This is a genomic window from Streptomyces sp. NPDC102360 (genome assembly GCF_044766085.1).
GTDB lineage: Bacteria > Actinomycetota > Actinomycetes > Streptomycetales > Streptomycetaceae > Streptomyces.
Window position 1 is genome coordinate 577,598 of record NZ_JBIWLG010000001.1, and the last position, 21,771, is coordinate 599,368.

At 71.3% G+C, this 21,771-nt stretch carries 18 protein-coding genes; 6 read left to right on the forward strand and 12 right to left on the reverse strand.

From position 1 onward, the window contains the following. Nucleotides 1-1,122 (reverse strand): PrpF domain-containing protein, encoded by a 1,122-nt coding sequence (locus ACIRHA_RS02645; protein WP_403839059.1) that lies wholly within the window; start codon nucleotides 1,120-1,122, stop codon nucleotides 1-3. 149 nt (nucleotides 1,123-1,271) lie between these two features. Here ACIRHA_RS02645 and ACIRHA_RS02650 point away from each other — a divergent pair, with 149 nt between their 5' ends. Beyond that, nucleotides 1,272-2,225 carry a LysR family transcriptional regulator gene (locus ACIRHA_RS02650; protein WP_403839061.1) on the forward strand — a complete coding sequence of 318 codons (954 nt, stop codon included), beginning with the start codon at nucleotides 1,272-1,274 and terminating at the stop codon, nucleotides 2,223-2,225. A gap of 19 nt (nucleotides 2,226-2,244) precedes the next feature. On the opposite strand, the gene ACIRHA_RS02655 is transcribed toward ACIRHA_RS02650, so the two are convergent. The 7 genes from ACIRHA_RS02655 to ACIRHA_RS02685 all read right to left on the reverse strand — a co-directional run bounded on the left by ACIRHA_RS02655 (nucleotide 2,245) and on the right by ACIRHA_RS02685 (nucleotide 11,520). Next, nucleotides 2,245-4,482 (reverse strand): glycoside hydrolase family 3 N-terminal domain-containing protein, encoded by a 2,238-nt coding sequence (locus tag ACIRHA_RS02655; RefSeq protein ID WP_403839063.1) that lies wholly within the window; start codon nucleotides 4,480-4,482, stop codon nucleotides 2,245-2,247. Nucleotides 4,483-4,485: 3 nt separating this feature from the next. Next, nucleotides 4,486-6,414, reverse strand: a complete 1,929-nt coding sequence (locus tag ACIRHA_RS02660; RefSeq protein ID WP_403839065.1) for a cellulase family glycosylhydrolase — start codon at nucleotides 6,412-6,414, stop codon at nucleotides 4,486-4,488. Between the two features lie 63 nt (nucleotides 6,415-6,477). Next, entirely contained in the window at nucleotides 6,478-7,515 is a 1,038-nt protein-coding gene (locus ACIRHA_RS02665; RefSeq protein ID WP_403839067.1) for a LacI family DNA-binding transcriptional regulator, read from the reverse strand. Next, nucleotides 7,512-8,366, reverse strand: a complete 855-nt coding sequence (locus tag ACIRHA_RS02670; protein WP_403839069.1) for a carbohydrate ABC transporter permease — start codon at nucleotides 8,364-8,366, stop codon at nucleotides 7,512-7,514. Before ACIRHA_RS02670 ends, ACIRHA_RS02665 begins: the two co-directional genes overlap by 4 nt. A 28-nt stretch (nucleotides 8,367-8,394) precedes the next feature. Beyond that, nucleotides 8,395-9,330: a carbohydrate ABC transporter permease gene (locus ACIRHA_RS02675; RefSeq protein WP_403839071.1), complete on the reverse strand. Its 936-nt coding sequence runs from the start codon at nucleotides 9,328-9,330 to the stop codon at nucleotides 8,395-8,397. Nucleotides 9,331-9,388: 58 nt separating this feature from the next. Then, nucleotides 9,389-10,672: an ABC transporter substrate-binding protein gene (locus tag ACIRHA_RS02680; protein ID WP_403839073.1), complete on the reverse strand. Its 1,284-nt coding sequence runs from the start codon at nucleotides 10,670-10,672 to the stop codon at nucleotides 9,389-9,391. 113 nt (nucleotides 10,673-10,785) lie between these two features. Further along, complete coding sequence (locus tag ACIRHA_RS02685; RefSeq protein WP_403839075.1) at nucleotides 10,786-11,520, reverse strand: SDR family oxidoreductase; 735 nt, start codon at nucleotides 11,518-11,520, stop codon at nucleotides 10,786-10,788. A 148-nt stretch (nucleotides 11,521-11,668) separates the two neighbouring features. Between ACIRHA_RS02685 and ACIRHA_RS02690 the strand changes: the two genes are divergently transcribed. Next, nucleotides 11,669-12,241 carry a TetR/AcrR family transcriptional regulator gene (locus tag ACIRHA_RS02690; protein WP_403839077.1) on the forward strand — a complete coding sequence of 191 codons (573 nt, stop codon included), beginning with the start codon at nucleotides 11,669-11,671 and terminating at the stop codon, nucleotides 12,239-12,241. Nucleotides 12,242-12,271: 30 nt separating this feature from the next. Here ACIRHA_RS02690 and ACIRHA_RS02695 read toward each other — a convergent pair whose 3' ends face one another. Further along, complete coding sequence (locus tag ACIRHA_RS02695) at nucleotides 12,272-13,045, reverse strand: GntR family transcriptional regulator (RefSeq protein WP_403839079.1); 774 nt, start codon at nucleotides 13,043-13,045, stop codon at nucleotides 12,272-12,274. Nucleotides 13,046-13,153: 108 nt separating this feature from the next. Here ACIRHA_RS02695 and ACIRHA_RS02700 point away from each other — a divergent pair, with 108 nt between their 5' ends. From ACIRHA_RS02700 to manD, 4 genes are read left to right on the forward strand one after another with little or no spacing between them, the layout of a single operon-like run. After that, nucleotides 13,154-14,509, forward strand: a complete 1,356-nt coding sequence (locus ACIRHA_RS02700; protein ID WP_403839081.1) for an MFS transporter — start codon at nucleotides 13,154-13,156, stop codon at nucleotides 14,507-14,509. 49 nt (nucleotides 14,510-14,558) lie between these two features. Then, the gene (locus tag ACIRHA_RS02705) at nucleotides 14,559-15,617 is read left to right on the forward strand and encodes an NAD(P)-dependent alcohol dehydrogenase (RefSeq protein WP_403839083.1); all 1,059 of its coding nucleotides are present in this window, start codon (nucleotides 14,559-14,561) and stop codon (nucleotides 15,615-15,617) included. Beyond that, a complete protein-coding gene (locus ACIRHA_RS02710; RefSeq protein WP_403839085.1) occupies nucleotides 15,614-17,137 on the forward strand; it encodes a mannitol dehydrogenase family protein in 1,524 nt (507 codons plus the stop codon). The genes ACIRHA_RS02705 and ACIRHA_RS02710 overlap by 4 nt, the downstream gene beginning before the upstream one ends. Before the next feature lie 42 nt (nucleotides 17,138-17,179). Further along, a complete protein-coding gene (gene manD, locus ACIRHA_RS02715; RefSeq protein WP_403839087.1) occupies nucleotides 17,180-18,397 on the forward strand; it encodes a D-mannonate dehydratase ManD in 1,218 nt (405 codons plus the stop codon). A 1-nt stretch (nucleotide 18,398) separates the two neighbouring features. On the opposite strand, the gene ACIRHA_RS02720 is transcribed toward manD, so the two are convergent. The 3 genes from ACIRHA_RS02720 to ACIRHA_RS02730 are packed head-to-tail and all read right to left on the reverse strand — an operon-like array spanning nucleotide 18,399 to nucleotide 21,729. Continuing rightward, the gene (locus ACIRHA_RS02720) at nucleotides 18,399-19,910 is read right to left on the reverse strand and encodes a 3-hydroxyacyl-CoA dehydrogenase (protein WP_403839089.1); all 1,512 of its coding nucleotides are present in this window, start codon (nucleotides 19,908-19,910) and stop codon (nucleotides 18,399-18,401) included. A 53-nt stretch (nucleotides 19,911-19,963) separates the two neighbouring features. After that, a complete protein-coding gene (locus tag ACIRHA_RS02725; protein ID WP_403842057.1) occupies nucleotides 19,964-20,770 on the reverse strand; it encodes a CoA-transferase subunit beta in 807 nt (268 codons plus the stop codon). Nucleotides 20,771-20,811: 41 nt separating this feature from the next. Beyond that, the gene (locus tag ACIRHA_RS02730) at nucleotides 20,812-21,729 is read right to left on the reverse strand and encodes a CoA transferase subunit A (protein ID WP_403842059.1); all 918 of its coding nucleotides are present in this window, start codon (nucleotides 21,727-21,729) and stop codon (nucleotides 20,812-20,814) included. Nucleotides 21,730-21,771: the final 42 nt, after the last annotated feature.

Genomic DNA, 21,771 nt, shown 5'->3' on the forward strand with positions numbered 1-21,771 from the left:
TCAGGCGGCGCGCGGTTCGCCTGTACCGGGTACGTAGATGCGCGCGTCGGCGAGCAGCCGTGCGGCCCGCCGTACGGTGACCCGGCCCGGCAGGCCGTCCCGTACGTCGGAGCAGCGGACCGCCACCACGCCCGCCGGGGTGCCGAGGCGCAGCCAGCCGTCGTCGCGGGCGGCCGCGACACCGTGGACCACGGAGTCCTTGAGGAGTCCCGCGGCGGCGAGGGCGACGGCCGAGGTGAGGCCGATCGCAGGGTGCGGCGCGTTCATGCTGAGCATGCGTACCGAGACGTCGTAGTCCTCGGCGGCGACGTGCTCGCCGAGCGTCGTGGTGTACGCCCCCGGGGACCCGACGAGGCCCACCTTCGGCACCGCGTCACCGGGCGTCCGTCCCGGCTCGACCAGACCCATCAACGGCGCGGCGGCATGCCGCACGGCGCGCAGCCACGGCACATCGGCCCGCACCTGGTCCAGGGACTCGGTGCCGCTCCGTCCCGCCCCGTCGGCGTCGACGAGGACGACCGGGGCTCCGGCGTCGACCATGCTCACGAGGACCGGCTCGGCGCCGTGGACCGGCAGCTTCTGCGTGACCTGCCCGGTCGGCAGCAGGGCGCCTGTGGTGCCGCCCGCCGGGTCGAGGAAGGTGAGGCCGACGGCGACACCGCCGGCCCGCGTGCCCGGAACGGTCTGCCTCCCGAAGTGCTGCACCACGCCTCCCGTGGTGTCCACGACACCCTCCAGGACCGCGCCGGTGTTGCTGTTGCGCATGACGACGCGGGTCCGGTCGCCCGCGATCGGCACCATTCCCTTCGCCACCGCGTACAGGGCGACGCCCGTGGCGCAGTTGCCGCAGTTGCTCGTCCACTCCACGGTGGAGTCGCCGATGCCCACCTGCGCGAAGAGGTAGTCGATGTCGACGCCCGGCTCGGGCGAGACACTGACGACCGCCGCCTTGGAGGTGGTGGGGGTGGCGCCGCCGACCCCGTCCAGTTCCACGGGGTCCGCCGCGCCGTACGCGGCGACCAGCATCCGCGCCAACTCCCCGCGGTCCGCGGGGACATGGACCTGGTGGAACAACCAGCACTTGCTGGTGCCGCCACGCACGAGCGTCGCAGGGGTGTGCACGTCTGAGGCTCTTCCTTGATCAGTGGGGAACGCCGGCGGAACGGGCCGCTCCGGCGATTGCCAAGACCATCGCAGAACCGAGACTTGGGGACAATGGCAGTTCACTTCACTCGGGTTTAGCTGCGCTAAAGTCGGCTAAGGTCGGACCCATGCTGAACGTGCGCCGCCTGCTGCTCCTCACCGAGGCCGCCGAGCGCGGCTCGCTCACCGCGGCCGCGGAGGAACTGGGCATGACCACCTCCGCGGCCTCCCAGCAGATGTCCCTCCTGGAGCAGGAGGCGGGGCAGCCGCTCGTGGAGCGGCTGCCCCGCGGCATCCGGCCTACCCCCGCGGGCGCCGCGCTGGCCGAGCGGGGCCGCGCGGTACGCCGTGAACTGCGCGCCGCCGAGGCCGACCTGCACTCCTTCGCCGCCCTCGACCAGGGCACGCTGCAACTCGGCTCGTTCCCCACGGCGAGCGCGTCGCTGCTGCCGCTGGCGCTCACCAAGTTCCGCCGCAGCCACACCGGAATCCGCATCGAGGTGCGGGCGGGCGTGCTCGCCGAACTACGCGAGATGCTGCACACGGGCGAGGTGGAGCAGGCGCTGCTGTGGGACTACGAGTGGAACCGGATCGACGACCCGGCCCTCGCGCTCACCCACCTCCTGGACGACCCCACCGTGCTGGTCGTCCCCGCCGACTCCCCGCTGCGCGCCCACTCACCCGTACATCTGGGCGGTCTCGCGGACCAGGAGTGGATCATCCGCGCGGACAACCATCCCGTCGCCGACGTGCTGCGCCGCAGCTGCCGCCAGGCCGGCTTCGAACCGCGGATCGCCTACGCCTCGCACGACTACCAGGAGGCGCAGGCGATGGTCGCGGCCGGGCTCGGCATCGCGCTCGCGCCCCGGCTCGCCCTCACCAGCCGGCGCAGCGACGTGCGGCTGCTGCCCTTCGCCTCCGACGTCGCCGCGCCGACCCGCCGCATCCTCCTCGCCCGCTCCACGTCCCGGCCCGCGACGCCGCCCGCGCAGGCGATGGCGCGCGTCCTGCGCACGGTGGCGCGGCGGTTCGCGGCGCCGGGACTCGACCGGGCGCAGCTCGGAGCGGTGCGCCGCGGCTGAGGCCGGTGTGACGGTGAGTTCAGATGGCCAGCGTCGCGGACCGCGTGGAGTCCGATGAGGGGCCCGTCTCGATCTCGTACGTACCCGGTTCCACGGCCAGGTCCAGGGACCGGGTCACCGAGGCGAGGACCGTGTCGTCGAGGGCGAAGGTGACCGTGGCCTTCTCGCCCGGCGAAAGGTCCACGCGCCGGAAGCCGCGCAGCTCACGGACGCGCGGCCAGGACGTCGCGCCGCCTATCCGGCGCACGTAGAGCTGCACCGTCTCGCGGACCGGCCGGGACCCGGTGTTGGTGACCTCGACCTCGCACACCCTCTCGGAAACACGTGGCGTGCCGAACTCCGTGGTGGTGTACGACAGTCCGTGGCCGAAAGGGTAGAGGGGTGTCCCCGGTTCGTCGACGTAGCCGCGGAAGCCGTGGTCCTTGGAGTTGTAGAAGACGGGGAGCTGGCCGGAGGAGCGCGGCACCGACACGGGCAGCCGTCCGCTCGGTTCGCAGGCGCCGAGCAACACGTCCGCGACGGCCCGGCCGCCCCACGGGCCCGGGTACCACGCACTCACCAACGCCCCCGCGCTGTCCGCGAGTTCGGGCACCGCGTGCGGGCGGCCCTGGATCAGCACCGCCACGCACGGTGTGCCGGTCGCCGCCACCGCCTCGGCGAGCGCCCGCTGCCCGGCGCCGAGCCGGATGTCGGCGAGGTCGACGCCCTCGCCGCAGGTCATCTCCGTCGGGTTGCCGGTGGCGATGACCGCGGCGCCGTTGTCGTCGAAGAGGGTGTCGTGTTCGCGTGCGCTGGAACCGCCGAGCACGAGCACCGCGACATCGGACGCGGCGGCCAGCTCCACGGCCTCCGCGACCCCCGAACGGTCGTCGCCCACCAGGTCGCAGCCGCGCGCGTACGTCACGTCCGCCCCGGCCTCCCGCAGCCCGGCGAACACCGAGACACCACTGCCCGGCCGCTGCGGCGACGTGTAGTCGCCGATCTGCTGCGGGATGGAGTCGGCATTGGGGCCGATGACGGCGATGCGCCGGGCATCGGGGCGGAGGGGGAGCAGCGCCCCGTCGTTGTGCAGGAGTGTGATCGAGGCGCGAGCGATCCGCTCACTCAACTCCGTTGTAGAGGAGGCCTGTTCGCGCCGATCGGTGACGTACGGCTGCTCGAAGAGCCCGAGGCGGAACTTCAGTGTCAGGACGCGGGCCACCGCCGCGTCGAGGGTCGCGGCCGGGACGAGGCCGCGCTCCACAGCCGTTCCCAGTTCCGGGAACACACCGTCCCACAGGCTCAGGTCCGTGCCCGCCGACAGCGCGAGCGCCGCCGCCGAGGGCCGGTCGCCGGTCAGTCGCACCAGGCGGTCGAGCGCACAGCCGTCCGCCATCACCAGGCCCTCGAAGCCCCAGCGTTCGCGCAGCAGGCCGGTGAGGAGGTCGTGCGAGGCCGCACATGGCAGGCCGTCGAACTCGTTGTACGCGGCCATCACACCCGCCGCCCCGGCCCGCACGCCCGCGAGGGCCGCCGGGAGGTGGATCTCGTGCAGCTCGCGGACACCGATCTCAGTGGCGGCGCTGTTCCGCCCGCCCACCGAACTCCCTTGTCCCGCAAAGTGCTTGAGCACGACGGCCGCCCGGTCCGCGCCGAAAGTCCCACCGGCGCCCTGCATCCCCTCCACCAGCGCCTCGGTGAGCCGCGCCGCCAGGTACGGGTCCTCGCCGAAGCACTCCTCCGCGCGTCCCCAGCGCGGATCGCGCGCCAGGTCGAGCGCGGACACGAGCGCGATGTGCCCGCCACGGGCCCGCAGTTCGGCCGCCGCGGCCGCCGCCGTCTCCCGGTACAGGTCCGGGTCCCAGGTGGCGCCGACCGCCAGGTTCACCGGCAGCACGGTGCCGTCGAGCGCCTGGTGGCCGTGCGGCACCTCCTCCACCATCAGGACGGGGATGCCGAGCCGTGTGTGCTCGACGACATGCCGCTGCACCGCGTCCGCGACCCGCGCCCCGTCCGCCGCCGTGATGCCGTCGGCGAAGGTGACACCGGACCACGGGTCGGCACGTTGCAGGCCGTACAGCGCGCCCATCCCGTCGAACCGCGACACCTCGTCGCGGAAGGCGTCCGTGAGCCGGTGCCCCTCCGCCGTGCGCTCGTAGGCGTCCCAGCCGTACATCCGCTGGTTGACCTGGCCGACCTTCTCGGTGAGCGTCATACGGCCGAGCAGGTCACGCACCCGGTCGGCGATGGGCGCGTCCGCGTCCTGGTACAGCTCCATGGGTCAGGCCTCCGTGTCCAGTTCGATGACCCGCACCCCGTACGGTGCGAGCGTCACCTCGTCGAGCGGCTTGCCCAGACGGTCCGCCGGGCGCACCGTCAGCTCTTCGTCCGCCTGGCTGACCAGCCACAGGAACCGCCGCCCGTCCTCGTGGACGAGGGTGTCCGCGCTGACCAGCGGCGTGTCCACGGTCACCGGCCGGGCCGCGCCCGCGACCTCGGCGAGCGCCGCGTACAGCCGGTGCGTCTGCTCCGGGTTCACCTGTGCCGTCCGCGCGGCCATGTGCTCCAGCGGGTACGTGGCGAGGACCGTGCGGCCCGCGCCGATCTCGTGGACGAGCAGGGCCGGGCGGCCGTGCGCGTCCGTCGCGACGACCCGCGCGCCGTCCGGGACGACCGGCAGCCACGCGCGGCTGTCCTCGTTGCCCGCGACGGCGAAGCGCAGCGTCTCACCGGCCCGCACGCCACCGAAGTCCTCGGTGAACGTCATGGCCAGCTCGTCGTCCTGGATCGGCTCCGCCACCCCGTACGACAGCTGCATCTCGACCCCGAACAGGCCGTCCAGATCGTGGAACCACGGCCCGCGCGTACCGGGGTGCTCGCCCGAGCAGAACGACATGTACACCGTCGCCCCCGCGCGCGCCCGCTCCTCCAGGCCGCGCCGCGTCCGCGTCGTCAACTGCCGCGTGGCCGGCAGCAGATACAGCTCTACGTCACCGTCCTCCGGCAGCCCGTCCACCTCGCGGACGAAGCCCACCGGGAGGTCCGCGCCGCGTGCGGCGACGTACCCCTGGTGCAGCGAGCTGAAGATCAGCGGCCGGTCGGCGGGGCGGCTGTACGGGTAGCCCTTCTCCAGGAACGCCGGAACCACGAGCGCCGCGCCGGCGTCCGTGCGCCGACAGCGAGGGAAGTCCACGGTCTTCAACACGTCGGCGAACGCGGCGAGTTCGCGCAGCGGCTCCTTCGGGCGGCCCGCGCTGTCCGTGATCCCGAAGTGCATCTCGAACGGATGGTGGTCGTACGGCGACTGCTCCCACAGGTCGTCGTAGTCCGTGTTGTTCCAGGCCATCCAGCCGGTCGCGCCGCCGAGCAGCGAGTTGTGCAGTGTCTGCCGGTAGTAGACGCCCGCGTTGCGCGCGGAGACGGTGTCCGTGGACACGCCGAACTCCTCCAGGATCACGGGCTTCCCGGTGACCGCCGCCAGCTCGCACTCGAACGCGGCCCGGTAGTGCTGGCGCGGCCGGTCCGTGTCCGAGCGGTAGACGTGCGGGCCGACGAAGTCCACGTACGCGTCGGTGTCGCGCAGGGAGAAGCCGTTGTCCTTGCCGGTGACCTCGATGCCCCACGCGCCGTCGCCGAGCGACACCGGCTGCGTGGCCCCGGCCGCCACCACGGCCTGACACATGAACTGCGCCCACGCCGTCACCACGTCCGATGACGGCGGGTCGACCTGGTAGATGCGGCCGTACCCAGGCATCTCGTTGGTGATCAGCCAGCCGGTCACCGCCGGGTGGTCCTTGAACCGGCGCGTCATCTCACTCGCGAACCACGCCTGGCGGCCGACCATCCACACGTCCTCGTACAGATCGCGGTTGCCGCGCCAGGCCGGGTCCCAGTTCTCGCCGGACATGTGGCCGACGATGAAGGTGGGCACGGACCCCATGCCGAGTTCCTCGTGCGCGTCGAGGAAGTCCCGGAAGCGGTCGCAGAGTTCCTCGTCGATACGGTGCGGCTCCGGGTGGAAGTCGGGCCAGTAGAAGAAGGAGCGTGTCATGTTGAGGCCGTGGTCGTGCAGGGCCCGGAGCTCCTCGCGCACGACGGCGGGGTCGTAGTTCCGCCACATGAGCGGACCACCTGTACGGGACCAGTAGTTGGCACCGAGCCAGGGCAGGACGGCGGGGTGGTGGGACAGCTGGGCGCTGTGGCGACGCATGGGAGTGCTCCAGAAGAGGTGGTGCGGGAAAAGTGTTACGGATAACGAAAAAGTGTCACGCTTCTACGAGACGGGGGTCTTCGAGGCGGGGCCGGTCGACTCCCGTACGACGAGCCGAGGGCTTTCGGTGAGCTCGGGCGCGGGCACGTGCTCCTCGCCGACCTCCGCGAGGAGTACCCGCGCTGCCGCCGCCCCCACCACGGTCACCCGCTGGTCGACGGTGGTCAGCCGTGGGTGCAGCCAGCGGCCGAGCGGCAGGTCGTCGTAGCCGATGACGGACAGATCGCCCGGGACCGAGAGGCCCGCGCGCTGGGCGGCGCCGATCCCGCACATCGCCATCGAGTCGTTGGCGTACACGATCGCGGTGGGCCGGGGGGAGAGGGCCAGCAGCCGCTCCGTCGCGGCGATCGCGGCCTCGGCGCCGAAGTCGGTGGGGATCACGGCGGCCGGGGTGAGCCCGGCCCCGGCAAGCACCTCGGTGAGCACGCCCTGCCGGAACCCGGAGTGGACCAGCTCCGGCGGCCCGGACACGTAGCCGATACGCCGGTGGCCGAGGGCGAGCAGATGCTCCACGGCCTCCGTGACACCGGTCTCCTGGTGGCTGAGCATCACTCCGTCCGGGCCGCCGAGGAGCACGAACGGCAGCCCCAGGCGCCGCAGTTGAGCCGGGCGCGGGTCGTCGATCCGGCTCTCCGTGAGCACCGCCCCGTCGACCCGGCCCTCGGCGGCGAGGCGCTCGTACAGTCGGCCCTCCTCGTCGACGTCCGCGACGAGGTGGAGGAGCAAACCGTAGCCGCGCGGCGCCAGCTCGCTCTCCAGACCGTTGATCAGCTCGCTGAAGTGCGGGTCCGTGCCCAGCACATCGCTGGGGCGGCGCACCACGAGGGCGACGGTGTGGCTGCGGGAGCGGCGCAGGGCGCTCGCCGCCGCGTTCGGCGACCAGCCGAGGCGCGCCGCGGCGTCCTGCACACGCTGCCGGGTCGGCTCGGAGATCCGGCCCGTACCGTTGAACACCTTTGACACCGCGGCCGGTGACACCCCGGCCTCGGCCGCCACGTCCTTGATGGTCGGGCGCCTGCCCGAGGTCGTCCGCGCACTCACATCTTCACCGCGCCACTGACCAGAGCCGTCTGCATCCTCTTCTGAAGCACCGTGTACACGATCCACACCGGGACGAGGGTGAGCACGGTGCCCGCCGTCAGTACACCGTAGTCCGTGCCGGTCACCGACTTCAGGGTGGGCAGGGCGACTTGGATCGTGCGCAGGTCCGGATCGGGGCCGATGAGGACGAGGGAGTACAGGTACTCGTTCCAGAAGCTCAGGAAGTTGAGGAGGAGCACCGTGGCGATGCCGGGCATGCACATCGGCGTGTAGATGTGCCGCAGTACCGCGAAGGTCGAGGCGCCGTCCATCCGCGCCGCCTCCTCCATCTCCTTCGGGATGGTCCGCATGAACTGCACCAGGATCACCACCGACAGCGGCAGCGCGGTCGCCGGGAGCAGCAGCACCATGAACGTACGGGTGTGGAACAGGCCGGCGGCGGCCGCGAGCAGGAACGTCGGGAACAGGGCGGCGAACGTCGGGATCAGGAACCCGAGCGAGAACACCTTCTCGATCACGGACGCCGCCCGGCCCTCGGAACGGGCGAGCGCGAACGCCGCCGGGACCGCGAGCCCGAGCGTCAACACCAGGGCCAGCACGGTCACCAGCGCCGAGTTCACCACAGCAGTGCCCAGGCCCGCGGTCCGGAACGCCGTCGTGAAGTTGTCGAGGCCGAAGGAGGTGGGCGGTGCGAGGGGGCTGCCGAAGATCGCGTCGTTGGACTTGAACGCGGAGGCGACGAAGTAGTACAGCGGCACAGCGAGCAGCACCGCGTACCCCCACACCAGGATGTGCGCGGGCCACCACGACCGGCCGAACTTCGTACGACGCTTGCTCAGGGGGAGACTCATGGGTGAACGGCTCCGATCGGCTCAGGGCTCAGTGGCTGGCGCGGAAGACACGGCGGACGGTCAGCAGGCCCACGAGCCCGGCCAGGAACAGGATCACGCCCACGGCCTGGCTGTATCCGAGGTCCGCCTCGATGAACGCCTTCTGGTAGACGAGGAAGGACAGCGTCGTCGACGAGGTGCCGGGACCGCCCTGGGTGAGCAGCAGCACGTTCTGCGCGGAGCCGAACAGCGTCCACAGCAGTTGCAGCATCGTCACCACACCCACGTAGTCCCGCACGACCGGGAAGTGGATGCGCCACATCGTCCGCCAGTGCCCCGCGCCGTCCAACTGCGCGGCCTCGCCGAGGTCCTCGGGGACGCTGGACAGGCGCGCCGCGAACAGCACGGCGGTGAAGCCGATGCCCGCCCAGATGTCCAGTGCGATCAGGCAGTACAGGGCGGTCGAGGGGCTGGCGAGCCACGCGTCGGTGAGGGAGTCGAGGCCGATTCCCGACAGGGCGCCGTTGAGCAGGCCGTCGGGGGAGAGGGCGGCGTAGAAGACCATCGCCTTCGCCGGTGTCGAGATCAGGCCGGGCACGAACAGCAGATACCGGATGACTCGATGGCCCGGCGGCTTCTGCGCCACGTAGTAGCCGATCATGTACGCGCACACGATCATCACCGGCAGCGCGATCACGAGCTGGACCGCCGTGTTGCGTACGGCCGCCCAGAAGGCCGGATCGGCGAAGACCGTGCGGAAGTTGTCGAGGCCCGCGAAGGACACCGTCTGGAGCATGCCCGGCCAACGCAGGGCCGCGATCACGAAGATCGCGACCATCGGGCCGACCATGAACAGCAGGTACCAGACGAGCGCGGGCAGCGCGAGGATGGTGCTGCCCTGGCGTCCCTTGCGGCTGCTGCCGGACTTTTCGGGGGTGGGGGCCCGGTCCGCGGTGACGCTGGGCCGGGACGAAGTGATCGTCATCGGGGTCGACTTCCGTTCTCGACGTGCTCGGCGCTGTCGGTGTTGTCCACGGGCGGGCTCAGGCGGAGCGGTACGCGGATTCCAGCGCCGTGCGGATGGCACGCGCGGAGGTACCGGGAGTGAACGCGGTCGACGTCGCCTGGATCAGCGGCTGGGCGGCTACCGACGGGATGTACTGGTCCGGAAGCACCACCTGGCCGACGGAGTCGCCGAGTCGCTGCGCCTTCGCCACCAGCGGGAAGTTCGTGCTGAGCGCCTCGGTGACCACCGACATGTCGCGGCCGCCCTCGGTGACGAACCGGTCGACGACCTCCGGCCGGTACATGAAGCGGACGAACCGCTCCACCGTCTTGATTTTCTTCACGCCGTTCGGGCTGATCCAGAAACCGGAGACGGTGTACGTGCGCAGGATCGTCGGCTTCTTCTGCGCGGCCCCGTCGGTGAGCGGGAAACCGCCGACCGAGGTGGTCTTGACAACGTTGTCGGGAACGCTGGCGAGAGCGGAGGACATCGCCGACTGCATGGCCGCGTGGCCGGTGTTGAACTGCGTCGTCATCGCGTCCGACGTGAGGCCCTGCGCCTTGTCGGCGAACACCCCGGCGTCGCGCAGATCCACGAAGTAGCCGATGCCCTCCTGTGCGCCGCGCGAGCCGCTGAAGTCACCGGTGCGGTACAGGTGCCGGGCCTCGGCGGGGGTGAGGAACGTCTGGATGATCTGGGCGAGCAGCTTCTGGCCCGTCCAGTCGTTGCCGCCCACCGTGAACGGGGTGATGCCCTTGCCGCGCAACTTCTTGGCGGCGGCGACGAGTTCGTCGGACGTGGTCGGCGGGGCGTCGACCCCGGCGCGCTCAAGGAGTGCGTGGTTGAAGGCGATCGGCCAGTTCGTCCCGATGTAGGGGAAGGCGCGCAGCCGGCCCTCGGTGTCGGTCCACTCGGTGACGGCCTTCGGGATGATCCGCTCGCGCAGTCCCCAGTCGTCGAGATACCCGCCGACGGGAACGGTGGCGCCGACCTCGGTCCACGACAGCGTCTTGTCGTAGAGGTTGACCATTACGACATCGGCCTCGGCGCGCGCGAGCCGCGAGGTCTCGTAGACCTGCCCGAGGTCATCGCCGTTGATCAGGTTCTTCACGGTGATGTCCGGGTTTTCCTTGCGGAACTGGTTCACGACCGCACGGAAGGTGGGGGAGCCGGGCGCGTTGCCGCCCATCTGGCTGTGGATCACGAGGGTGTCGGGGTCCGAGCCGTAGGCGTCGAGCGCACCGCACGCACTGAGCGCAGGCACCGCCGCAAGACCCGCACCCAGAGCCATGAAGCCGCGTCGATTCATCGGGGAGCGCAAGGCGGGAGGCCTCCTGTCGCGTTGGTATATCGATATACCTTCGGGGTGCGAGCACCGTAAGCAGGAAGCGGACCGGGGTCAACCCTTTGGTGTGGGTGACGTGTTGTGACCGGCTACCCCTGAGCCGTGGGCCGGACCACGATGTCACCTACGTCGACGTTGTCCGGCTGCTCGACGGCGAAGGCGATGGCGCGTGCGATGGCGTCCGGCGGGATGGCGATGTCGGCCATGGACGAGGCGAGTCGGTCCCGTACCGCAGGCGCCATGTGGTCGGCGAACTCCGTGCGGGTCATGCCTGGCGAGACGACCGTCACCCGCAGGCTGTCGCCGGCCTCCTGGCGCAGGCCTTCGGAGAGGGTGCGCACCGCGTTCTTGGTGGCGGCGTACACCGCCTGTGTCGGGACGATGCGGAGTCCCGCGGTGGACACGACGTTGACGAAGTGGCCAGAGCCCTGCTCCCGGAAGACGGGCAGCGCGGCGGCGATCCCGTACAGGACGCCCTTGAAGTTGACGTCGACCATGTTTTCCCAGTCCTCGACGCACAGGTCGTCGAGCGGGGAGATCGGTCCGATCCCGGCGTTGCTGACGAGTGCGTCGATGCGGCCGAAGCGGCTGCGCGCCAACTCGACGAGCGCGGCCAGGTCCTGGCGCTGCGTCACATCCGTGCGGATCCAGGCGACTTGGCCGCCCGACTTCTCGATGCGGCTCGCCAGATCCGCCAGGCGCTCGGTGCGTCGCGCGCCGAGGACGACCTTGGCGCCGCGTTCCGCGAGCAGCAGGGCCGTGGCCTCGCCGATGCCGCTGCCGGCACCTGTGATCGCCACGACTTTGCCTTCGATTCCCGACATCGGTGGTCCTTCCGGAGGGGGCTGGGTGGGCGTGGACAGGCCGGGCCGTGCCCACGGAGAGAAAGTGGGGAACCCCCCACTTAGGCTGATGGTGCGACCATAAGTGGGGTAGCCTCCACTTAGCAAGTGGGCACGGAAGGGGCCGGCGATGGACCGAGGTACTCAGCGGCCGCTGAGGGCGGACGCGCGACGCAACCGGGAGAAGATCCTGGCCGCCGCGGTGCGGGCGTTCACCGATGACGGCCTCGACGTGGGCCTCGAACGCATCGCCAAGGCCGCGGGCGTCGGCAGCGCGACCCTGTACCGCAACTTCCCGACCCGCGAAGCCCTGATCGAAGCGGCCTACCGCAACGAGGTGGCCCGACTCTGCGAAGCCGCCACCGAACTGCTCGCGGCGCACCCGCCGTACGAGGCGCTGCGCGCGTGGACCCGCCGCTTCATGGACTACGCGAGCGCCAAGTACGGCATGGCCGACGCGTTGCGCGCCATGGCCGCCGAGGGTGGCAACCCGTACGGGCACAGCCGCGACATGATCGAGGCGTCCATCGCCGAGCTGATGGACGCCTGTACGCGCGCCGGGGCGATCCGCTCCGACATCCCCACGAGCGACATCTTCGCCGCACTCGCGGGAATCGCCCTCACCTCGGCCGGGCCAGGACAGCGCGCCCAGGCCGAACGGCTCCTCGACCTCACCCTGGACGGGCTGAGGCGCACGGACTGACGCTCAAGCGGCTCGGGCGGCCGAGGAGGCTCAGGCGCGCAGCCCGGGGTGGGCGCGGGGCCTGCTGGGTGGGGGCAACTCCGCGAATTCCACGAAGAGTTCGGGGCGCTCGGCCTGGATCGTGCCGATGTCGTCGAACACGCCCTGGAGGTGACCGCGCAGCGCCTGCTCGGCCCCCGCCGCGTCGCGCAGTTCCAGGGCGTCGACCACCGCCCGGTGCTCGTCGATGAGGTGCTCGATGCGGCGCGGCAGCGGCAGACTCAGCCGGCGGGCGCGGTCGAGGTGCGCCTTGGCCGTGGTGACCGTGCGCCACAGTGTGCGGTGGCCGCTGGCCTCCATCAGGCGACGGTGGAAGGCCTCGTCCTGCTCGAAGAACAGGTCGTCGTCCGCCGCCTCGAACGCGGCGCGCTGCGCGTCGAGGATCGCGCGCAGCGCCGCGATGTCCTCGCCGTCGGCCCGCTTCACCGCCTCGCGCAGCGCGGCCAGTTCGAGCGCCTCGCGCATGAACTGGGCTTCCAGTACGGCGTCGACGCTGATCCGGGAGACGAACGTACCGAGCTTCGGGAAGATGTCGACCAGTGACTCCTCGCCGAGCAGGATCAGCGCCTCGCGCACCGGGGTGCGGCTGACGTCGAGCTCCGCGGCGAGTTCGTTCTCCGACAGCGGGGCGCCCGGCAGCAGTTCGAGCGATGTGATGCGCGAGCGCAGCAGTGCGTGCACGCGTACCCGGTTGGACTCCTTGGGTGTCGCCTCCTCCGGCGTGCGCCGGCCCGTCTTCCTGCTTCGTCGCTGCTCGTCCCGCATGCCGTCACCCTACTCACCTCAGCTGCGGAAATTCTTACATACAAGCCTTGTATGTAAGCGGTGGCGCAGGTAGAAAGTGACAGGCCCGCTTCCGACCGGAGGTCAATGATGACCAGCCATCCCGTCACCGGCACCGAGGTGACGACGCCGTCCGGCACGACCCCGCCGCCCCGTCCCCGCGGCCGTGGCAAGAACGTCCGCTGGGGCATCGCCGTGCTCTGTTTCGGCGGCCTCGCGGTCAACTACCTCGACCGCTCCACGCTCAGCGTCGCGCTGCCCACCATGTCCAAGGACCTGCACATCGGCCCCGAGACCCAGGGCTTCGTGCTCAGCGCGTTCTTCGTGACGTACGCGATCTGCCAGCTGCCCGCCGGCGCGCTTCTCGACAAGTACGGCGTGAAGCGGGTCTTCGCGCTCGGCGCGATCTGGTGGTCGGTGGCCACCATCGGCATGGGCCTGGTGCGCGGCGTCGGCTCGCTCGTCGGGGCGCGGATGCTGCTCGGCGCGGGCGAGGCCGCCGGCTATCCGGCGCCCGCGAAGGCCGTCTCGCGCTGGTTCCCGCGGCACGAGCGCACCCTCGCCAACAGCGTGTGGGACAACGGCGCCCGCGTCGGCACCGCCATCGCCCTGCCGCTCGTCACGATGCTGGTCTCGGTCTTCCACTGGCGGATCGCCTTCGTCGTCTGCGGACTGCTCGGCTTCCTGTGGATCATCGGCTGGTGGCGCCTGTACCACGAGCCCGCCGACCACCCGAGGCTCAGCGCGGAGGAGCGCGAGTACATCGAGGCCGGTGGCGCCCGCGTCGAGGAGACACCCGCCGAGCAGGACGGTGCGCCCAAGGTGCGCTGGCGCGACCTGTTCCGGTACCGGACGGTCTGGGGCATGATGCTCGGCTTCTTCTGCCTCAACTACGTCATCTACTTCTTCATCACCTGGTTCCCCAGCTACCTCGTTGACGAGCGCGGGTTCGACCTCCTCTCGCTCGGCTTCTTCGGCACCGTCCCCGGCCTCGTCGCCATCGCCGGATCGCTGCTCGGCGGCTACACGGCCGACCGCCTCCTTCGCAAGGGCTGGTCCACCACCAAGGTCCGCAAGACCTGCCTGATCTCCGGCACCCTGTGCTCCTCCGTCATCGCGCTCGCCGTCGTCGTACCGACCGCGTCCGGCGCGCTCGCGCTGCTCTCCCTGAGCTACGCGTCGCTGACCTTCGCCACCGCGTCCGTCGCCTCGCTGCCCGCCGACGTCGCGCCCACCGCGGGCCATGTCGCCTCCCTCGCGGGCATCCAGAACTTCGCCTCGAACGTCGCCGGCGCCCTCGGCCCGATCGTCACCGGCTTCCTGCTTGCGGCCTCCGGCGGCTCGTACCTGGTGCCGCTGCTCGTCTCCGGCGCGCTGTCGATCGTCGGGGCCCTGACCTACGCGTTCGTCATCAAGCGTGTGGAACCGCTGCCGGTTCGCGCCTGAGACCGTTGGTTCCACCTTCCGTCTTCCGTACGACAGAAAGAGATGCCCCGTGGCCACCACCACGCACCGCGCCGCCGTGCTGCACGGGCCCAAGGACCTGCGCGTAGAGGACCGTCCGCTGCCCGAGCCGGGTGACGGCGAGGTGCTCGTCGCCGTCCGCGCAGTCGGCCTGTGCGGCTCCGATCTGCACTACTACGAGCACGGTGAGAACGGTCCCAACGTGCTGCGGCAGCCGACCGTCCTCGGCCATGAACCGGCCGGGTTCGTCGTCGGTCACGGCGCCGGCGCGGACGACCTGCCCCACGGCACACCTGTCGCGATCGAGCCGGCACACCCTTGCGGGCGCTGCGCCCTGTGCCGGGCCGGGCGCTACAACCTGTGCCCGAAGGGCACGTGCTTCGGCTCGCCGCCCACGAACGGCGCGCTGACAGAACTCATCGCCGTACCAAGGGACTTCGTGCATCCACTGCCCGAGGGTATGGACGTGAAGCTGGGCGCGCTCGTCGAACCTCTCGCGGTCGCCGTGCACGCCGTGCGCCGCGCGGGCGTAGCGCCGGGTGAGCGGGTCCTGGTCACCGGCGCCGGGCCGATCGGGGTGCTCGTCGCCCAGGTCGCCGCTGCCTGCGGTGCTCTCGTGACCGTGTCCGATGTGGCGTCGGCCCGGCGCGAGTTCGCCGCCCGGCTCGGCGCCGGGACCATCGACGCGACGGCGCTCACCCCCGACCCCGACCGGGCGCACGCGCTCGCCGACCCGGACGGCTACGACACCGTCCTCGACTGCTCAGGCGTCGGCCCCGCCCTGGTGTCCGGGATCCGCGCGCTGCGCCCCGGCGGCACCGCCGTCGTCGTCGGCAACCCGAACCGCCCGGAGACCGAGCTGCCGTTGGCCTGGATGCAGCGGCAGGAGATGTCCCTGCTCACCTCCTTCCGGTACGCCGCCGGGGACTTCGCGGCGGCCGTGCGGCTGGCCGGGTCCGGCCGCGTACGCCTCGACGAGCTGGTCACCGCGGAGTTTCCCCTGGAGCGTGCCGGTGAGGCGTTGCGCTCCGCGCTGGTCGACCGGACGCAGATGAAGGTGCTCGTCACGCCCGGCGGGGTGGGCGTGTGAGCGGGATCGACTGGCGGGGGCTGCCGCGGCTGGGTAAAGGCTGGGGCTCCGCCCCCTACCTCGCGCCTCAATCGCCGGCGGGGCTTGAGGGGGCCTCCGGCATCGTCCACCTCGGCCTCGGCAACTTCCACCGCGCCCACCAGGCCGTGTACACCGCCGACGCGCTGCGGCACACCGATGGGCCCTGGGGGATCACCGGTGTGGCCACCACGCCCGGTGACCGGCCCCGGCCGGTGATCGAGGGGATGGCCGCGCAGGACGGGCTCTACACCGTGCTCACCCTGCACCGCGGCGGTGCCGTCGCCGCGAGCGTGCCCGGCGTGCACCACCCGGGGCTGGTCGCCGACGGACAGGGCGCGGACGTGGTCGCCGCCATCGGCGCCGCCACCACCCGCATCGTCTCCCTCACCGTCACGGAGAAGGGCTACACGTTCGGCGCCGACGGCCGCCTGGACCTCGACGACCCGCTCATCCGCGCCGACCTGGCGAGCGGCGCCACTCCGCGCACCACCATCGGCCTCATCGCGCGCGGACTGCAACAGCGCCAGCGGACCGGTGCCCCGCCCGTGACGGCCCTCAGCTGCGACAACCTCATGGACAACGGGCACCGGCTCCGGTCCCTGCTCGACGAGTTCATCGCCGCGCTGCCCGCCGCCGAGCGCGAGGACCTCCAGGCGTACGCCGACGCCTGCGTGTCGACACCGAACAGCATGGTCGACCGGATCGCGCCCGCCACCACCGACGAGCACCGTGCCCTGGCCGCCCGCGCGTTCGGCGTCCGCGACACCGTGCCGGTGCCCACGGAACCGTACAAACTGTGGGTCATGCAGGACGACTTCCGTGCGGGGCGGCCCGCGTGGGAGCAGGCGGGCGCGGTCTTCACCGACGACGTGGCACCGTACGAGCTGATGAAGCTGCGCCTGCTCAACGGCGCGCACTCGCTGCTCGCTTACCTCGGGCTGCTGCGCGGCCACCGCTCCATCGACCGGGCAGTCGGCGACGAACTCCTCGGCGGGGTGGTCGAGTTCGCGATGCGGGAGGAGATCCTGCCGACCGTTCCCGAGCCGCCTGACATGCCCGGAGCGGGCTACATCGGCGAACTCCTCGACCGCTTCGCCAACCCGGCGCTCGGCCACCGCACCGCCCAGGTCGGCTCCGACGGCTCCCTGAAGATCCCCGTGCGCTGGGCCGGCACCCTCACCGAGTCACTGGCCGCCGGACGTGTGCCGCGCGTGCTGGCGCTCGGTTTCGCCGCGTACGTACGGATGATCACGGCGGACGACGCGTACGACGAGCGGAGTCTGGGCACCGTCCACGACGGCGCCCGAGCCCGGCTGACCGAACTGGCGTCGCGCGCGACCGGCCCCGACGGGAAGGCCCGCCTACTGCTCGCCGAAGGCGGGCTGCTGCCCCAAGAGGCGGCCCAGCACCTGGAGTTCGCGAACACCGTCGCCGAGTTCGCCCGGGTTCTGGACGTGCACGGGGTCGAAGCCGCGCTGCGGGCCGCCGCCCGCGACTGACACACCACCCAACGACGCCACCCCCCGAGAGAACGGCACCGCATGTCCTCCACCATCACCTCCGCCGAGGTCTTCGTCACCTGTCCCGGCCGCAACTACGTCACCCTGAAGATCACCACCTCCGACGGTGTCACCGGCATCGGAGACGCCACCCTCAACGGCCGAGAGCTGTCCGTCGCCTCCTACCTGCGCGACCACGTCTGCCCCACGCTCATCGGCAAGGACCCGGCCCGCATCGAGCACGTGTGGCAGTACCTCTACAAGGGCGCCTACTGGCGGCGCGGCCCGGTCACCATGACCGCGATAGCCGCCGTCGACGTGGCGCTCTGGGACATCAAGGGCAAGGTCGCGAACCTGCCCGTCTACCAGCTGCTCGGCGGCGCCGCCCGCGACGGTGTCACCGTCTACGGCCACGCCAGCGGCAACACCATCCCCGAACTCCTCGACGACGTACGCCGGTTCAGGGACAAGGGCTTCCGCGCGGTCCGTGCCCAGGCCGCGGTCCCGGGCCTGGAGCGCGTCTACGGCATGCGCAAGGGCGACGGCGACACCTACGAGCCCGCTGACGGCAGCCTGCCGAGCGAGGAGTTCTGGGACACCGGCGCCTACCTGGACTTCGTACCCGAGTACATGGCCGCCGTCCGCGAGGAGTTCGGCTTCGGGTTCCACCTGCTGCACGACGTGCACCACCGGCTCAGCCCGATCGAGGCGGGCCGGCTCGGCAAGTCCCTTGAGCCGTACCGCATGTTCTGGATCGAGGACCCGACGCCGGCCGAGGACCAGGAGGCCTTCCGGCTGATCCGGCAGCACACCACGACGCCGCTCGCGGTCGGCGAGATCTTCAACTCGATCTGGGACTGCCAGCACCTCATCACCAACCGGCTGATCGACTACATCCGCGCCTCCGTCTCCCACGCGGGCGGCATCACACACCTGTGCCGGATCTTCTCGCTCGCGGAGCTCTACGGGGTGCGCTCCGGTTCGCACGGCGCGGGCGACCTCTCCCCGGCCTCGTTCGCCGCCGCACTCCACATCGACCTGTCGGTACCGAACTTCGGCATGCAGGAGTACATGGCCCACCTCCCCGGATACGAGGAGGTGTTCCACACGTCATGGACCTTCGAGGACGGTCTGATGCACCCCGGCGACCGCCCCGGCATCGGCGTCGAGTTCGACGAGAAGGCCGCCGAACGGTTCCCGTACGAGCGCAAGTACCTGCCGGTGAACCGGCTGAAGGACGGGGGCGTGCACGACTGGTGAGTCAGTCGAGGCAGTCCTGCGGCGCGGTCCCCGCCGCCGTCAACGGCAGTCCCAGCTGGGCGCGTTCAGTGACCCAGCGGGTGGGGCGGTGGCGGGGATCGCCGGTGCTGGTGTGCAGGCTGCGCTGCAGCTCCAGCATGCGGGCGGTGCCGACCTGATCGCCCCAGGCCAGCGGCCCCGTGGGGTAGCCGAGGCCGAGTGTCACGGCGAGGTCGATGTCCGCAGGGGCGGCGAGAGAACGCTCGGCGATGGAGGCGGCGACCGACACCACTGAGGCGAGGAGGCGCTGCGCCACGGAACCGGCGGTGTCACGGACGAGCGTCACGGTGTGTTCCGCGCGGGCCAGTACCGCGCGGGCATCGCGGGCGGCGGTCGCGTCGGCTGCCGGAGTCACCGACAGCACCCGTCGGCCAGTCGCCACGGACAGCGGGTCCACGCCGAACGTGCGCGCGGCGGGGAGTCCGTGGGCGGCGACCGCGTCGGCCACGGTGGTGCCCCAGACCGGGACCAGGACGAGAGCGTCGGCCGACGGCTGTTCACTTGTCTCGACGGTGGCGCCGGTGACGGTCAGGGTGTCGCGCAGCGCCGTGTCGTCGCCCGCCACGAACACCGGCCGGTCGGCGTTCCCCGTGACCGGTGCTTCCGTGGCGGAGCCGGGGGCATCGGGACCGTACGCGTACCAGCCCTGTCCGGTCTTGCGGCCGAGCAGGCCCGCCGTGACCCGGTTCGGAGTGAGGTAGGAGGGGCGGAGCCGGGGCTCGTGGCGGAAGCCCTGCCAGATGGAGTCGATGACCGCCGACGTGACATCGAGCCCGGTGAGGTCCATCAGTTCGAACGGGCCCATCCGCAGGCCCAGTACGTCGCGGGCGACACGGTCGATGTCCGCCGGTGTCGCCACCGACTCCTCAAGGAGTGCGAGCGCCTCGGTCACAAGGCCGCGCCCGGCGTGGTTGACCAGGAAGCCGGGGGTGTCGGCGACCGTGACCGCGCGGTGACCGCAGCTCTCGACCAGCGCCGTGAGGGCGGGTGCGATCTCGGGGCGCGTCGCGGCGCCCGGCACCACCTCCACGATCCGCATCAGCGGCACGGGGTTGAAGAAGTGCAGGCCCGCGAGGCGCGTGGGGTCGTCGAGCGTCGCCGCGATCCGTGTCACCGACAGGGAGGATGTGTTGGTCGCGAAGACGGTGGTGGCCGGGAGCGCCTGCTCCAGTTTCCCGAGGACCTCCGCCTTCGTGCCCAGGTCCTCCCGTACGGCCTCAACCACCAGCTCCACGTCAGGACCCGGCGCCCACGGGTCGTCCAGCGGGAGCAGCCGTGCCACGGCCGCCGCACAGTCCTCGGCGGTCATGCGGTCCTTGGCGACCGCGCGCTCCAGCATGGACCGTACGAAGTCCACGGCCTCCCGCACCGCCTCCGCCCGGACGTCTCCCAGCTCGACGGTGTGTCCGGCACTGGCCGCCCACTGGGCGATGCCGCGGCCCATGGCTCCGGCGCCGACGATCCTGATACGCATGGCAGTTGTAGACCTTTCGTAGGTACGGGAGACGGGCCGACGGGAAGCGGGTGTCAGCGGAGGTAGACCCGGCCGGGGTCGACGTCCTCGCGCAGCAGCCGCAGCTCCGCCGCGCTCGGCGGCTCCACCGTCTCGACACGGTTGGCCACTTGGAGGTCCCAGCCCGTCGCCTCCTTGACCTGCTCGACCGTGACACCGGGGTGCACGGCGGTCAGCCGCAGCTCCTCGCCGACGCCCTCGCGGGCCAGGATGCCCAGCTCGGTGATGACACGCGTGACACCGACGCCCAGCGGCCGGATGCCCTCCGCGAGCGCGCGGTCGGGCCCTGGTGTGGTGCAGAAGTCCAGGGTCTCGGTGAAGGAGCGCGGGTTGTGCCGGCGCATCACGACGAAGACCTCACGGGAGTTGGCCATCACCTCGATGCCGCCGCCGGATCCCGGCAGCCGCACCGACGGGTTCTCCCAGTCCCCGATGACCGAGGTGTTGAGGTTGCCCCAGCGGTCGATCTGCGCGGCGCCGAGGAAGCCGACGTCGATGTGTCCGCCCTGGAGCACGCAGCCGAACAGGGCCGGCATCGAGAGCACCGCCTCCGCGCCCGAGATGAGCACGGCGTCCGCGATGGTCTCCGGCAGATGCGAGGGGTGCGCGCCGCACACCCCGGACTCGTACACGACCTCGATCCGCGGGGCGACCGTCAGGTGCGCCAGTTCGGTGGCGAGGGTGGGAAGCCCGATTCCGGCGAACACGGTGCGACGGGCGGCCAGTTCGCGTGAGGCGACTACGGAAAGCAGCTCCGAAGAGGTGACCGTCCCGGCGGTCTCGGGCGCCTCGGATGTCTTGGACGTCGACGTCCCGGGCATGGCGGCAGTCATAGGGGTCAGATCCTTCTCGTGTGTCGCGCTCACAGTCGCCGTCCGTAGTTCACCGGTTCGCTGAGTGCCTCGCCGACCGCGAGGCCCGCCCAGAACTCCTCGCCCTGCTTGGCGACGTACTCGGCGTGGTCGGCCGTCCCGTACACCCACTCCGCCAGCCACTCCTCGAGGCGCTGCGGGTCCTTGCTGATGTGTGACCAGGCGCGGTAGAAGGCGTTGTCCCGGTCGTAATAGCCCTGGGCGAACGACGGGTGCGCGCCGCGCGGGCAGACGACGACGGCGTCCACGGCGTGCGCCGGGACGAGCGTGCGGTTGGGGTCCGAGCGGACCACGTCGTCCTCGACGAGCTCCTCGACCACGACGATCGCCTTGTCGGCCGCGTACACCGCCTCGGCCTGGATGCCGGTGAGACCCCAGATCTGGGTGTTGCCCCGGCGGTCGGCGCGCTGCGCGTGGATGATCGTGACGTCCGGGTTCACGGGCGGGACGACGTAGATCTGCTCGTCCTCGCCGTCAGGACCCGGATACGGTGAAGTCACCTTGCGCAGCGCGTTGTTGATGCCGGGCAGGTCGCTGCCGCCGTACGAGCGCAGGGGGTAGAACGGCAGCCGCTGGGAGCCGGCCAGGTAGCGGCAGATCATCCCGTAGTGGCTGTACTCCTCGAAGGCGAGCGGCGCCGGGTCGGCCCGCTCGATCCTGCGGCGCAGCTCACCGAGCGAACCCGCGGAGGAGTTGCCGACGAAGGAGGAGACGAGGCGCGAGACGCAGCCCGCGGCGAGCATCTGGTCGACGACGATGTCCGCCGTCATCCGGACCACGGTCAGATCCTTGCGGCCCTGCCGGATGATCTCGTGTCCGGCGGCGGTGGGGACGAGGTGGGTGAAGCCCTCGATGCCGACGGTGGCGCCGTCCTGCACGAAGGTGGCGATGGCCTCCTTCATCGACATGACCTTTGGTGACACGGTGCTCCTCGGTGAGTGCCTGGTGGT